At 60.9% G+C, this 13,667-nt stretch carries 11 protein-coding genes and 1 pseudogene; 5 read left to right on the plus strand and 7 right to left on the minus strand.

The features are described from left to right. Positions 1–373 precede the first annotated feature (373 nt). From BM300_RS01565 to BM300_RS01580, 3 genes are all read left to right on the plus strand, one after another. Positions 374–1,348, plus strand: coding sequence for a quinone oxidoreductase family protein (locus BM300_RS01565; protein WP_092461799.1), 975 nt, complete (start codon positions 374–376; stop codon positions 1,346–1,348). Between the two features lie 33 nt (positions 1,349–1,381). Next, complete coding sequence (locus BM300_RS01570; RefSeq protein ID WP_092221739.1) at positions 1,382–2,305, plus strand: LysR family transcriptional regulator; 924 nt, start codon at positions 1,382–1,384, stop codon at positions 2,303–2,305. Positions 2,306–2,720: 415 nt separating this feature from the next. After that, entirely contained in the window at positions 2,721–2,960 is a 240-nt protein-coding gene (locus BM300_RS01580; RefSeq protein WP_063321738.1) for a hypothetical protein, read from the plus strand. A 23-nt stretch (positions 2,961–2,983) separates the two neighbouring features. Here BM300_RS01580 and BM300_RS01585 read toward each other — a convergent pair. From BM300_RS01585 to BM300_RS01595, 3 genes and pseudogenes are all read right to left on the minus strand, one after another. Further along, positions 2,984–4,729 (minus strand): annotated as a pseudogene (locus BM300_RS01585) (OPT family oligopeptide transporter). A 166-nt stretch (positions 4,730–4,895) separates the two neighbouring features. Beyond that, the gene (locus BM300_RS01590; protein WP_063321740.1) at positions 4,896–5,303 is read right to left on the minus strand and encodes a VOC family protein; all 408 of its coding nucleotides are present in this window, start codon (positions 5,301–5,303) and stop codon (positions 4,896–4,898) included. A gap of 23 nt (positions 5,304–5,326) precedes the next feature. Then, positions 5,327–5,752 carry a YciI family protein gene (locus BM300_RS01595; RefSeq protein ID WP_063321741.1) on the minus strand — a complete coding sequence of 142 codons (426 nt, stop codon included), beginning with the start codon at positions 5,750–5,752 and terminating at the stop codon, positions 5,327–5,329. A 212-nt stretch (positions 5,753–5,964) separates the two neighbouring features. Here BM300_RS01595 and BM300_RS01600 point away from each other — a divergent pair, with 212 nt between their 5' ends. Next, positions 5,965–6,357 carry an ester cyclase gene (locus BM300_RS01600; RefSeq protein WP_092142208.1) on the plus strand — a complete coding sequence of 131 codons (393 nt, stop codon included), beginning with the start codon at positions 5,965–5,967 and terminating at the stop codon, positions 6,355–6,357. Positions 6,358–6,536: 179 nt separating this feature from the next. Continuing rightward, a complete protein-coding gene (locus BM300_RS01605) occupies positions 6,537–7,787 on the plus strand; it encodes an MFS transporter (RefSeq protein ID WP_092142211.1) in 1,251 nt (416 codons plus the stop codon). 207 nt (positions 7,788–7,994) lie between these two features. On the opposite strand, the gene BM300_RS01610 is transcribed toward BM300_RS01605, so the two are convergent. The 4 genes from BM300_RS01610 to BM300_RS01625 all read right to left on the minus strand — a co-directional run bounded on the left by BM300_RS01610 (position 7,995) and on the right by BM300_RS01625 (position 13,611). Further along, a complete protein-coding gene (locus BM300_RS01610) occupies positions 7,995–9,413 on the minus strand; it encodes an aldehyde dehydrogenase family protein (protein WP_092461801.1) in 1,419 nt (472 codons plus the stop codon). Between the two features lie 14 nt (positions 9,414–9,427). Next, on the minus strand, positions 9,428–10,753 hold the full coding sequence (locus BM300_RS01615) for an omega-aminotransferase AptA (RefSeq protein WP_092461803.1): 1,326 nt from the start codon (positions 10,751–10,753) through the stop codon (positions 9,428–9,430). Next, positions 10,750–12,264: a serine hydrolase domain-containing protein gene (locus tag BM300_RS01620; protein WP_092461805.1), complete on the minus strand. Its 1,515-nt coding sequence runs from the start codon at positions 12,262–12,264 to the stop codon at positions 10,750–10,752. Before BM300_RS01620 ends, BM300_RS01615 begins: the two co-directional genes overlap by 4 nt. Positions 12,265–12,330: 66 nt before the next feature. Next, positions 12,331–13,611, minus strand: coding sequence for an OprD family porin (locus tag BM300_RS01625; protein ID WP_092461807.1), 1,281 nt, complete (start codon positions 13,609–13,611; stop codon positions 12,331–12,333). Positions 13,612–13,667: the final 56 nt, after the last annotated feature.

Genomic DNA, 13,667 nt, shown 5'->3' on the forward strand with positions numbered 1-13,667 from the left:
AAGCCATCTGGAGTAACGAGGATCCTGGAAACCTGGGCCCAATCGAACAGGTTCGATCAACGCATGTGATGTCGTGTGTGGGGCCGGTGGTGCGATCGATGTCTGGCATGACGTCCCTTTTTGCCAAGAAGGCAGTGTTCCGAAAGAATAGTCGGTTCTGCTGCCACCAAGTCCTTTGTGGGTAAAAGTGCGATGCAGGTGATAAAAAACTACAGGAATCCAAGCAAAGACAGGGTCAGCCCAACCACGGATTCGAGCAAGCGGATTGCTGCATAAGGTGCAGCTATGCCATGCATATCCAAGGTATTGTCCATGCACTGATCTGCAATCATCCTCCAGTGACATCTATTTCAAACCCTGAGGAGTCGCTGAGATGGTCACTGTCGTTGGTTTTTCATCCACAGGTGGACCGGACGTTCTAGAGGTCCGACAAAACGATCATGCTGCGCCCGGCCTCGGTGAAGTGTGGGTCGAGCAGCATGCCATTGGTATCAACTACCTCGACGTCAGCCAGCGCAACGGCGCGGTTCCCGTCGCCCTGCCGTCGGGGTTGGGTCTGGAGGGGGCCGGGGTGGTCGCTGCCGTGGGGCCGGATGTCACTCAAGTCAAAGTGGGTGATCGCGTGGCTTATGCCACCGGCCCGTTGGGTGCCTACGCAAGTGGTCGATTGGTTCCGGCCGGGAAACTGGTGCCCCTTCCCGACTCGATCAGTTTCCAGGATGCCGCCGCCGTTCTGTTCAAGGGCATCACGGCCCAGTACCTGCTCAAGAGCACTTATCCGGTGGGGCCGGGAACGGTCATGGTGTTGTATGGCGTCGCCGGCGGTGTGGGCGCCATCATGGCCAAGTGGGCCAAGCACCTGGGCGCTTTCGTGATCGGTGTCGTCTCTCGTGCGCAAAGCGTCGAGAAGGCACGTGCACTGGGCTGCGATGATGTCCTGGTTTTCGATGCACAGACACTGGCGCAGGAGGTGGCTCGAATCACCGACGGCAAGAAGGCCGATGTGGTTTACGACCCGATTGGACGTCTCTCGTTCGCGGCATCGCTCGATTGCCTGCGCCCGCGCGGGCTGATGGTGTCTTTCGGCGCGTCGTCAGGCGCGCCACAAGCGGTCGAAGTGGGCCTGCTGAATGCCAAGGGTTCGCTGTTCCTCACCCGCCCTTCGATTGCCGCCCACACCAGCAGCGTCGAGGAGTATCAGGCGCGCGCCAATGACGTCCTGGCTGCACTCCAGGCCGGGATCATCGAACCCGCCGTCTGGAAAACCTACCCGCTGGAGAACGCCGCACAAGCCCACGCGGACCTGGAAAGCGGCCGCGCTTCAGGTACTCTCCTGCTCACTCCCTGAGATGTCCTTGAGAAGCCTGGAGGCCGTGGACACGTGATCACACTGGATAGCCGCCACACAGACGAATTTGCCGCGTTGCTCGCGCTCGAATCGCAAGGTTCATTTGTGGCGGCCGCTCGGCTTTTGCAGCGCCACCCCACGATCATTTCCAAGCGCCTCGCGGCGCTGGAAGCCCGGCTGGGGGTCAGGCTGCTAGAACGCAGCACCCGCCATATCCGCCTGACAGAGGCAGGAACCCTTCTGGTCAAGCGCCTGCGGTTGGCAACCGAGTTGATGGATGAAGCAGAACAAGAGGCAGCGTCAGGGGCTGCCGAGGTGCGCGGCAATCTGCGGCTGGCGGTGCCGGCCGCCCTGGGCAGGCTCTGGTTGGCGCCGATACTGCCGGAGTTCCTGGCGGCCCATCCACATTTGACGCTCACCGTGAACTACAGCGAGCGCTTGGTTGATGTGATCGCCGAAGGCTTCGATGTGGCGATACGCCTGGGGGAACTCAACGATAGCCGCCTGATTGCCAAGCGCCTCGGCGATCATCGGCGCATTCTTTGCGCGTCTCCTGGTTATATCGAACGATATGGCTGGCCAGCATCACCCACGGAGCTGACCCATCATAACTGCCTGGGGTTCACGGGGCTGGCGTCTTATCCTGAATGGAAGCTGATCAGTGCCAGTGAACAAGTGACCGTACGCCCTCAAGGCTCCCTGGTGTCCAACGACAGTGAAGCGCTTTTGAGCGCGGCCATTGCAGGTACCGGCATCCTGGGTGCGGGGGAGTGGCTGTTCAGCCGTGCGTTGGCAAACAAAGAACTGGTCAGGGTATTACCGGACTGGGAGTTGGGGGCCAAAGGAGGGATCTACCTTATCCGGCCCTCGGCGAAATTCGCCTCCTCCGCCACGCTGGCGCTGAAGGAATGGCTCGAGGCCAAGCTTGTCCAAACGGGCACTGCCAGGTCCTCATAAAACAGGCCGACGGCACAATACCAGCCAACCAAGAGAAAGCCTGTGGGAGCGAGCTCGCTCGCGAAAGCGGTGTGCCATTCAACATTGATGTTGGCTGACCCAATGCCTTCGCGAGCAAGCTCGCTCCCACAGGTTTTCGTTTCTCTGCGCCATTTCACCGCCCGGTGAAGGCCATCCCAAGCCACCTCAAGCACGTCCAATTCACCCCGGATGACGCCAACTTATTGGCACAAAATTCAACGAAATAAAAATAAATTAATACAGTGACGGTTTCCCGACGCACGGTACCCCTGTGCCATTGCTGGGGGTTCAAATCGAAGCTCATCATCCGCAGGCAACCCCCGCAAAACGTTTAGGCCACCGACCTGGACTACAGGAAGTAATTAATCGCATCTCTCAATGGAGCGACACCGAGATGATGACTGTTTATTTTGTTGTGATGACGATCTGCAGTGGCTTCGAAGGCTGTGTCGAGGAACGACAACCAGGGCCAACCTTTGCTTCCAAGGCAATGTGCATGGAGACGGCCAAAGTCATGGCGCCGCGCAAAGGGGTGAAGTTCAAGTGTCGCAAAGGACGTATGTTGGTCGTCGAGACGCCGCCAGCAGAAAACTACGGCAAAATTGTCTCCACCAAGACCGCAGGCCAGCCTTAGCCGTTGAAGTAGGCACGCCGCACCTACGAGCCGTTGGTAAGCATCTGCCACAACGACGCCCCCACCCCGGTAATGCTCTCCCCGGCAATCAACCCCGCCGCCGCGGTGATGGCGAAGCGTTCCGTGAGGCTCGGCCAGCGACAGCTCACCAGCCACGTCAGCACCGCACCAAGGGCCATCATCAGCGACACCGAGGCCGGCAAGACAAAGGCCAGGCCCAAGGCCGCCGTGCTTGGCAAGTAGCGGGCCCGATGCGCCGGCAGCAGGCTGTCGAGGATCCCCAACAACAAGCCGATCAGGCCGCCGATGAAAATCGCCCAGCGAATACTCGCTGACAACGAATCCAGACCCAGGGTCAGGGTTTGCGCCACGGCCTTCCAGGTGGCGACCGCCGGGGCCGGCCACTCTTCGGTGAGCAGCATGGTTAGCGGGTCCGGGATCAGGGCCAGGTAGGCCAACACCCCGACGATGCTACCGACGAAAATGCCGAGGGTCTGGGCGATCAGTTGTTTGCGCGGCGTGGCCCCGATCGCCCGGCCGACCTTGAAGTCGTTCATCAGGTCGGTGCACTGCCCGGCCGAACCACCGGCGGTGTTGGCGCTCATCAGATTGATCGGCACCTGCCCCGGGGCGACGATGCCGAAACTCAACTGGGACAATTGGCCGATGGCCCCGATCGGCGGAATGCCTGTGGCGCCCACCACCCGGGCGGCCACCGCCGCCAAGCAGATCGCCAAGGGGATGGTCAACAAGGCCATCCACGGATTGATGCCGAACAACAGCACTTGCAGGCTCACCACCAGGATGATCGACAGTATGAAACCGACGGCAGGCCCAGGCTTGGGTATCGTCCAGATCGCCCCGCCGCCCGCCTTGGTGGACCGGTGCAATGCCCACAAGCGAATCGCCAACGAGGCCAGGGTCGAGCAGACCATCAGGCTCACCCCCGGCCAGAGCAACCACTCCACCAGCGCCGCGAACTGCGGGCCACTGCTGCCATGCGGCAACCGCACCAGGCCCTGCCCCAGCAGCCACGGCGCCAACCCGCCCCACGCCAGCAAGGCACCGAGCAGCAGGGTCAGGCCCACGCGAATACCGATGATCCCGCCGAACCCCACTAACAACAGCGAAGGGTCGGCGGTAAACGTCAGGCGCTCCAGTTGGGCGCTCGGAGACCAGCGCGGGATGGCCCACATGAAGGTGTCGACCGCCTTGACCAACCCGGACAGTAACGCGGCGCTGAGCAGCACCTTCAAGCGCGTCGCGGCTTCGTGGCCGTGGTTATAGATATGCAGCAGGGTTTCCAGGGTCGCCATGCCCTCGGGAAATTTCAGCGCCTTGTCATTGAGCAGTGACGGGCGCAAGTACCAGGCAATCCAGATCCCCAGGAAGCTCACCGAAAAGACCCAGGCCACCATGGGGATGGCGTCCAACTGCTGGCCAGTCAGCAAGGTATAGGCCGGGATAGGAGCGACCAACCCACCGGAAATGATCGACGCAGCGGCAGAGGCCACGGTCTGGTTGATATTGCTTTCGTGCAGCGTCCAGGGCAGTCGCCCCACCGATCGACTCGCCAAGCCTTGCCAGATGCCATAGCCAACCAGCAAGGCGATGATCGACATATTGAACGACCAGCCGATCTTCAACCCGGCATAGACATTGGAAGGCGTCAGCAGGATACCGAGGACGATTCCCGTACTGACCGCACGCGGACTGAGTTAGCGTTCGACGGCAGTGATCAAGGGGAATGTGGATGAGGTTGGGTGCATGCGAAGTCCTTATCGGCACTGGAGGGCGGCCGCCAGATTCAGACTGGCCCCCTGTGGGAGCGAACTTGCTCGCTCCCACAGGACCACTTAAAACGGCACCTCAATAAGTGAACGCAGTATTGGCGCAAGGTTCACCCGAGTCGTCCATCCATGGGCTGCGCTCGACTTATTTTTCCCCCTCGCAATTGACCATCCAGGCAATCCCGAAACGGTCTTCGAACATGGCAAAGCGTTCCGCCCAAAAGGTCTTCTCCAAGGGCATGTACACGCTGCCACCTGCACTCAAGCCTTTAAACAGCCGCTCGGCCTCCTCCACACTGTCGACATTGAGGGAGACCGACACGCCTTGCGGCTTGCGAAACGGCTGGCCTGGCGGGCAATCGGAGGCCATCAGGCTGAAGGCGCCGACGGTCAGGCAAGCGTGCATGATCAGGTTGGGGTCCTTGGGCATCCCGGTTTCCTCGGGGGCCTCGGCAAAAGACATGGAAAACAGATCGCCGCCCAGTACCTCTTTATACAAAGCGAAGGCTTGCTTGCAGTTACCGTTGAAGGTCAGGTAAGGAATGATTCTCATGGTAGGGTCTCCTGTAGTCGGTTTCAGGATTGGCCAGACATCTGCACCCGCAAGCGTTCTTCCTGCTCGCGCAACTCAGGGGTTAAAGACTCGCCGAACTCCTCGAGCTCGAAGATCTGGCGGATCTCGATTTCACTGTCGCTGACCATCGGGTTGGGGCAGCGCTTGACCCAGTCGATGGCCTCCTGCAATGACTGGACCTTGAAGATCCAGAAACCGGCGATCAACTCCTTGGTTTCAGCAAAGGGCCCATCGATCACCGTCCGGTCCTTGCCGGAAAACTGCACGCGCACGCCCTCGGCACTGGGGTGCAGGCCTTCACCAGCGAGCATCACCCCGGCCTTGACCAGTTCTTCGTTGTAGGCACCCATGGCGGCCAGCAGTTCCTCGCTAGGCATTTCTCCGGCTTCCGATTCCGGACTGGCTTTGACGATCACCATAAATCGCATGCTCTGATCTCCTGAGAGTGAATGGATTAGGCCGTCCGTGTGGCGGCTCTATGGGTTAATCGAATGGCATTGGCCGAAATCGACAGATCGACGCCATTATTTTTCGATATGTCGCTGGCACACTCAATGGAGCTGCCGACGTCACGACGAGCAGGCCGAAGCTGCAGCATGACTATGCTTTTTGAACAAACACGTAGCGGAGATCGGTCCCCATGACCTCGAATCTTGCAGATATTTATAACGACTACATTGCCTGCCTGAATGCACAGGATTGGGAAAACCTGGGCCTTTTTGTGCACCAGGAGGTGGTTCACAACGCGAGACGATTAGGATTGCATGGCTATCAAAGCATGCTGGAAGCGAACTATCGGGACATTCCCGACTTGCGCTTTGAAGTCGAATTTCTGGTGATCGACCCACCCAAGCTGGCGGCTCGCCTGGCCTTCAATTGCACGCCGGTTGGGGAGTTCCTGGGGCTTGCTGTTAATGGAGCACGGATCGCCTTCACGGAAAACGTCTTCTACGCGTTCGAGGACGGCAGGATCCGTGAGGTCTGGTCGATTATCGACAAGGAAGCGATTGAAGCTCAGCTCCATTCAATGTAGCGGATGCTCCAGGGCTGTGAGTTGAACTGCCTGTGCATCGTACCCGCCGGCAGCAGCGTCCCGGAGTGACGCGAAAACCAAATCCAGGAAGCAATCGCTCGACATCCATAGTTCGACGCACCTCGAATTGAGGAACCTGTCGATCCCATAGTCTGTGAGCCACCCTGGAGGAGATGGCGATGACACACACCCGCTTTTTTGGCAAAACCGTACTGGCCTGCACGTTCATCCTGGCGATGATCGGTTGGGGGGTCGGCTTCTATGGCCCGCCGATTTATATGCAAGCGGTCATGGAGCGCACGGGTTGGCCGATCGCCCAGGTCTCGGCTGCCGTGACCTTGCACTTTCTCAGCGGCACGCTTGTCATCGCCAACCTGCCACGCCTTTACGCACGCTTCGGGATACCCGTCATCACCCTGCTGGGCAGTGTCCTCCTGGGCATCGGCGTGAACATCTGGGCTCACGCCAACCAATTATGGGTGCTGTATAGCGGCGCCCTCTGCTCGGGTATTGGCTGGGTGACATTGGGTGCCGCGGCCGTCAACACCCTGATCGCGCCGTGGTACGTCAAGGAAAGACCCAAGGCCCTGGGCAAGGCCTACAACGGCGCCAGCCTGGGTGGCGTGATCTTTTCGCCGCTGTGGGTGTTGCTGATCGAGCGTTTCGGCTTTGCCATGGCGGCGCTGGTGATCAGCATTGTCGCGGTGCTGCTCATAGGCGCCTTCGCTTTCCTGGTCTTCAACAAAAGCCCACAAAGCCTGGGGCAACATCCCGACAATGCAGACCAACCGGAACCCGTGCCGATCAGCGCCAGCGCCACGCCGTGGACCGCCAAGCAGACCCTCAGCTCGGCAAGTTTCCGCACCCTGGCAGCCGGCATGTCCTTGGGGCTGTTCGCCCAGATCGGCTTGATCGCGCACCTGTACTCGATCCTGGTGGGTCGCATGGGGGCGCATGAGGCCTCATTCGCCATGGGCCTGGCCACTGCCAGTGCGATGGGCGGGCGATACGTCGCCGCACGCTTGATGATCCAAGGCATGAACCGCCGACAACTGGCCTGCCTCGGTTATGCCATCCAGATGCTGGGCACGCTGATGCTTCTCGGCCTGGACCTTCACCCGACAGTGGCCTGGATAGCCGTGGTGTTGATCGGTTCGGGCATTGGCAATGCCACCTCCTTGCCGCCACTGATAGCCCAGACCGAGTTCAGCCGTGAACAAACCGCCAAGGTGATCGCCCTGATGGTCGCGATCAGTCAGGCCACCTACGCCTTCGCCCCGGCCTTTTTCGGCCTGGTACGCTCCGCCTTCACCGATCCGAATCACGCGATCGTCGCCGTCGTGACAGGCGCGGTCGTCGTGCAGGTGCTGGCCATTTTGTCGTTCTATCGGGGCGTATCCGCTCGCCCCTTCAAGAAAACCGTTTTCTGACTGCGGTTCTGACTCAATAAAGGGGAACGCACAACGTTCGCGTATTGCTCCAACAGCCAAGCCAAGTCTCGGTAACGGATCGCTAAATGATATGCCCCGAGCCTGGCCGGCGCTGATCGCCGGATGATGAGCATATCGAGCAATCCGCCGGCCCCCGCGCTATCTGCGCAATACCACGCTACGGCAATGACCCGGCAATCTGAAACGCTAATACCCGAACAGCGACTTGATCTCCAGGTACTCGTCAAACCCCAGCTCACCCCATTCACGTCCATTACCCGACTGCTTATAGCCACCAAACGGCGCGGCCTGGTCAGCCCGTGCGCCGTTGAGGTGGACCATGCCCGTGCGCAGTTGTCGGGCAACCTTGCGGCTGCGCTCCAGGCTTGCCGAGGTGACGTAACCCGACAAGCCGTAAGGGCTGTCGTTTGCGATGGCTATCGCCTCGGCCTCACTGTCATACGGCATGATCACCAGGACCGGGCCGAAGATTTCTTCGCGTGCCACCCACTTATCCGGCGTGATGTCGGCAAATATCGTCGGTTGCACATAGTAGCCGCGTTCAATCCCTTGTGGCCGTCCCAGCCCTCCGGCGATCAACCGCGAACCCTCGGCAATGGCCCGCGCGATCATGGCCTGTACCCGCTCGAACTGCTGGGCGTTCGCCACCGGACCGATCGCCGAGGTCGGGTTACTGTCGTCGAAGCACACCTGTGCCAGCACTTCTCTGGCGATATCGATCACCGCCTGTTGTTGCGCACGGGGCACCAGCAGGCGCGTCGGTGCATTACATGATTGGCCACTGTTGCGGATACAACCCAACACGCCGTGCCGCACCGCGTCAGGCAGGTAGGCGTCATCGAGCAGGATATTCGCGGATTTTCCGCCCAGTTCCTGGGACACACGCTTGACCGTATCGGCCGCTGCCTTGGCCACCGAGATACCGGCGCGAGTCGAGCCGGTGAAGGAAACCATATCCACATCAGCGTGACGTGCCAGTGCGGCGCCCACGCCAGGGCCGTCGCCGTTGACCAGGTTGAACACGCCTTTGGGTACTCCGGCCTCATGGAGTACCTGGGCGAGGATATGGGCTGACAACGGCGCGCGCTCGCTCGGCTTGAGTACCACGGTGCAGCCCACCGCCAAGGCGGGCGCCAGCTTGCAGGTGAGTTGATTGAGCGGCCAGTTCCAAGGCGTGATCAGGGCACTCACGCCGATGGGCTCACGCACCACCAGCGAATTGCCCAAGCGACGTTCGAAGCGGTACTCGCGCAGCACTTGCAGCGCCTGTACCAGATGGCCCAGGCCCGCCGGCACATGAGCATTGCGAGCCAGGGAAAGTGGTGCGCCCATCTCCAGGTGGACCGCTTCGATTAAAGCCTCGCTGTGGCGTTCGTAGGCCTCGATAATGCTGTGCAGCAGGTCGATACGCGACTCAAGCGAACTCGCGGCGAACGCGGGGAAAGCCTGGCGTGCCGCGCAGACGGCGCGGTCCACATCATGGGCGTCACCCAGGATGATGCGCGCAACCACCTGCTCGGTAGACGGGTCGACCACCGTTTCGAGGGTGTCGCCGTGCGGCTTGACCCAGTCGCCATCAATGTAGAACTCAAACAAATCAGACATGCGATCTACTCCCCTCAGGCAACCTGACTCAACGCACGCGCCAAGGTGTCGAACACCTGGGCGATCTCTTGCGGGCTGATGACCAACGGCGGCGAGATCACGATGGTGTCACCCGAGCCGCGCACCAGTACGCCATGCTCAAAGCACCACTGTGCGACTTCGCTGCCGCGCGCGCCGATGGCACCGGGACGCGGCTCCAGCTCCACGGCACAGAGCAAGCCGATGGCGCGAACGTCCAGCACCGGACCAACGCCCTGCAGCGTCAGCGCGGCAGACTGCCAGAGGCCGCTGACTGCATTGACGTGTTGGTTGATGCCCAATTCACGATGCACCTCGATGGTCGCCAACCCAGCCGCACACGCCAGCGGGTGCGCCGAATAGGTGTAGCCGTGCATCAGCTCGATGATGTTCGCCGGCCCGGCCATGAACGCGTCATACACCGCGCCACTGACCAACACACCGCCCATGGGCACGGCGCCGTTGGTCAGGCCTTTGGCGGTGGTGATCAGGTCCGGCGTCACGCCGAAGGCTTGGGCGGCAAAGCTGGCGCCGACGCGACCAAAGCCGGTAATCACTTCGTCGAATATCAGCAGCACGCCGTGCCGGGTGCAGATCTCGCGCAATCGTTGCAAATACCCCTGAGGCGGTGGATACACGCCGCCGGAGCCGGTTACCGGCTCGACGATGACCGCGGCCACGGTGCCCGGGTCCTGGATGTCCAGCAGTTGCGACAGTGCCTCGGCGTAAGCCACGCCCTGCTGCGGCTGCCCCACGCTGAAACGCATTCCCGCGTCGTACGGCAGCGGCAGGTGTGACACCTCTCCCAGCAATGGGCCAAAGTCACGTTTCTGCCGGCCGATACCCGACACCGAAAGGCCCCCGAACCCCATGCCGTGGTACCCCTTGGCCCGCCCGATAAACTTGGTGCGACGGCTGTCGCCCCGGGCCTGGTGATACGCCCGGGCGATCTTCAGCGCGGTGTCCACCGCCTCGGAACCCGAGTTGGTAAAGAACACCTGCTCCATGCCCGCCGGGCTGATGCCGATCAGGCGCTCGGCCATCTCCAGGGCCTGAGGGTGACTCATCTTGAACGACGAGACGAAATCCAGGCGCCCAGCCGCTTCGCGAATGGCCTCGACGATTCTGGGCTGGCCATGCCCGGCGTTGACGCACCACAACCCTGCCATTGCATCGAGTACACGCCGGCCATCGGTGGTGGTGTAGTACATACCGTCGGCGCTGGTGAACATCATCGGTTGCTGCAAGAACTGGCGCATCGGGGTAAACGGCGCCCAGAACGCGCCACGCGCGGAACCTGTCGGATGGGTAATATCGTTCATAGTGACTCCTGCAGAGCTTTACTCGGATGGCCGGTCAGCGTCGGGCGCTGCAACGGGCCTGCGTTGACATTGACGCTGCGGTCTACAGACAAGGTGCCGTGCTCAAGCCGGCAGATGACGCGATCACAAAACGCCGTTTCGACAAATTGCCAGGCCATGATCAACACCCCATCGATCCAGGCCGCCTGCGCCACGACTGGAGTGATGGGCGCCTGGTACTGGTGATGCAGGTAGTGGCCGGTCATGCTGGTGCGGCTTTCGATGGCGTCGGCGAATCCGGCGCGAATGCAGTGGGTCCCACGCGGATCCGTGAGGTAGAACTCACAGTAGCCGGCGCCGAACACCAGGCGCACCTGGCTGACCTGGTCTTCATTGGCCTCCATCTCGAACGTGCCGCTGAACTCGGCTTGGCGCGGCGAGGTCGACGCGCCAGCCAGGGGTGGCAGTTGCTGGCGCGCCAACAGTGCGGCAAGCCCTTCATCGGCCCCGCTGTCGGCCGACACGTCCAGGGCAGGAAACAGATGCTCCCACAGCAGGCCGTGCAAACGCCGCTCGCCCAAAGGCAGCCCAGCCGTAAACGCAATCACCGCCTTCTGCTTCGGCAGCACAATGCACTGCTGACCAAACACCCCGGAGGCGTAGTAGCCACCGTGCAGGGTCATCCACCATTGATAACCGTAACCCTCGCGGCGCGTGATGCCGGCGTCTCTTGATTCATCGCGCCCGAGGTAGCGCTTGCCGTCGAAGGTCCCCATCCATACATCCTCGACATGCCCGCGCGTGGCTTCGGCCACCCACTCGCTGGACAGCAATTGCTGCCCTTCCCAGCGGCCTTGCTGCAAGTGCAGCACACCGAGCTTGAGCAAATCCTCGGTGCAGCAACTCAAGCCATTACCGCCGGTGTTATAGCCCCCGGGCGCGAGGTCCCACTCGATGCGGCCCATGCCCATGGGTTGAAAGATACGTGCGTTGCACAGTTCAAAGGCTGTCTGGCCACTGACCACCGTGACAATCGCCGAGAGCATGAAACTCGACGCGCTGCTGTAGATGAAACGTTGTCCTGGCGGGTCTTCGACCGGCTCATCAAGGAACAATTTGACCCAGCTTTCACTGCGGCCGCGCCAGGCTCCCCCGGAGATGCCCTGCCGGTGACCGGTACGCATGGTCAGCAAATCGCGCACGGTCATGGCCGCCAGGTATTCGCTGATGTGAGCCGGGCAATCGGCGGCAAAAAAACCGACGACCTTGGCATCCAGCGACAGCACGCCATCGTCGACCAACAACCCGATGGCCATGGACACCCAGCTCTTGGTCGCCGAGTGCTGGACGTGGAGCCGGTCGGCACGGTAAGGCGCCCAGAATGCTTCGGCCACCACCGCGCCTTCGCGATACAGCATGAAACTGTGCAGCTCCAGGCCCGCGGCATTCACCGCATCGATGAAATCACTCACGCCACGCGCCGATACGCGTTGTTGACTGGGCGCTGCCCGCCGCAACGGCAAACTCGTCATCTGATCTATCCCCTCATTACACTGCTTGGACGCGCAACAGGCTCACCCTGCTGCGCGTCGTTACCGCTACCAGAGCGCCAGGGTGTAGCCCAGGATCACTCGGTTTTCATTGGTGTCGCGGGCGAAGTTGCTGGTGGCGTTGGCGTTCTGCCAACGCAGCGACACGTTCTTGAAAGTGCCGTTCTGCACCACATAGCCCAAGCTGAAATCACGCTCCCACTCACGCCCTTCCCCGTTGAAGCCGATGACCCTGGCGTTGTCCCCCCGGGCATAACGCGTCGAAAACAACAGCCCCGGCATGCCCAGCGTGGCGAAGTCATAGTCATAGCGGGCATGCCATACCCGTTCGCCGGTCTGGGAGAAGTTGGCCAGTTGGTATTCGGTGAACAGGTAAGTGTTGGTGCCGTCGACATAAGTGAACGGTGTCGAACCGTACTGCGCCTGGTACCCACCACTCAGGCTGTGGCCATAGAGGCCGTAGCCCACACGGGTACTCAATGCACGGTTATCGACTTTGCCGGCCAGCGCCGCGGCGTCTTCGTTGGCGTTGAAGTAACGGATGTCGGTCTTGAACGTACCAGGGCCCCACTTGAAGCTGTTTTTGAGCCCCAGGTAGTGCTGCTGGTACAGGCTCTCCAACTGCGCGAACTGGTAGGTGACCACGGTGCTGGGCGTCAGTTTGTACTCGCCGCCGACGTAGCGGAATTCATCGCTTTTGGCGCTGCTTTTGTAGGCACCGTACTGGCTGGTAAGTCCCATGTCCTCGTAGTGAGTCGAGTCACGTTGCTTGACTTGATCCAGTTGGCCCACGTTCAGCGTCAGGTTGTCGATGTCTTTGGAGACCAGCGCCGTACCACTGAAGCTCTGTGGAAAAAGACGGCTGAGGTTCGGTTGCAGGGTTGGCAAGTCCGGCACCATGTAGCCCACGCGCAGCTCGCTCTGCGCCAGGCGCGCCTTGCCGGTGATACCAAGCTTGGCGTAGTTGTCATGGGCGCGACGAGCATAGCTGGGGGAGCCCGGCTCGGCCACGCTTGAGCGTGCCAGCAACCCGGTGCCTGAGTTGTCCGGGCTGGAATCGAGTTTCACCCCCAACATGCCGACCATGTCGATACCCAAACCGACGGTACCTTCGGTGAAACCCGATTCAACGTTGAGGATAAACCCCTGTGCCCACTCCGCCCGCTTGTTCTGCCCGCTGGATTCGCGGTAGTCGCGGTTGAAGTAATAGTTTTTCAGTTCAAGCGCAGCTTTGCTGTCAGCGACGAAGTCAGCCTGGGCAAACAGGGGCATGAAACCGGCGCCCATGACACCAGCACTGATAACGACTTTGGTGATGCGGTTATTCATGTGTACGTTCCTGGCAGACAGGTTGAGTGGGTTTGTTTTTGTTTTCTTCGGCCATG

The sequence above is a fragment of the Pseudomonas sp. NFACC46-3 genome (assembly GCF_900114515.1).
Classification (GTDB): Bacteria; Pseudomonadota; Gammaproteobacteria; order Pseudomonadales; family Pseudomonadaceae; genus Aquipseudomonas; species Aquipseudomonas fluorescens_Q.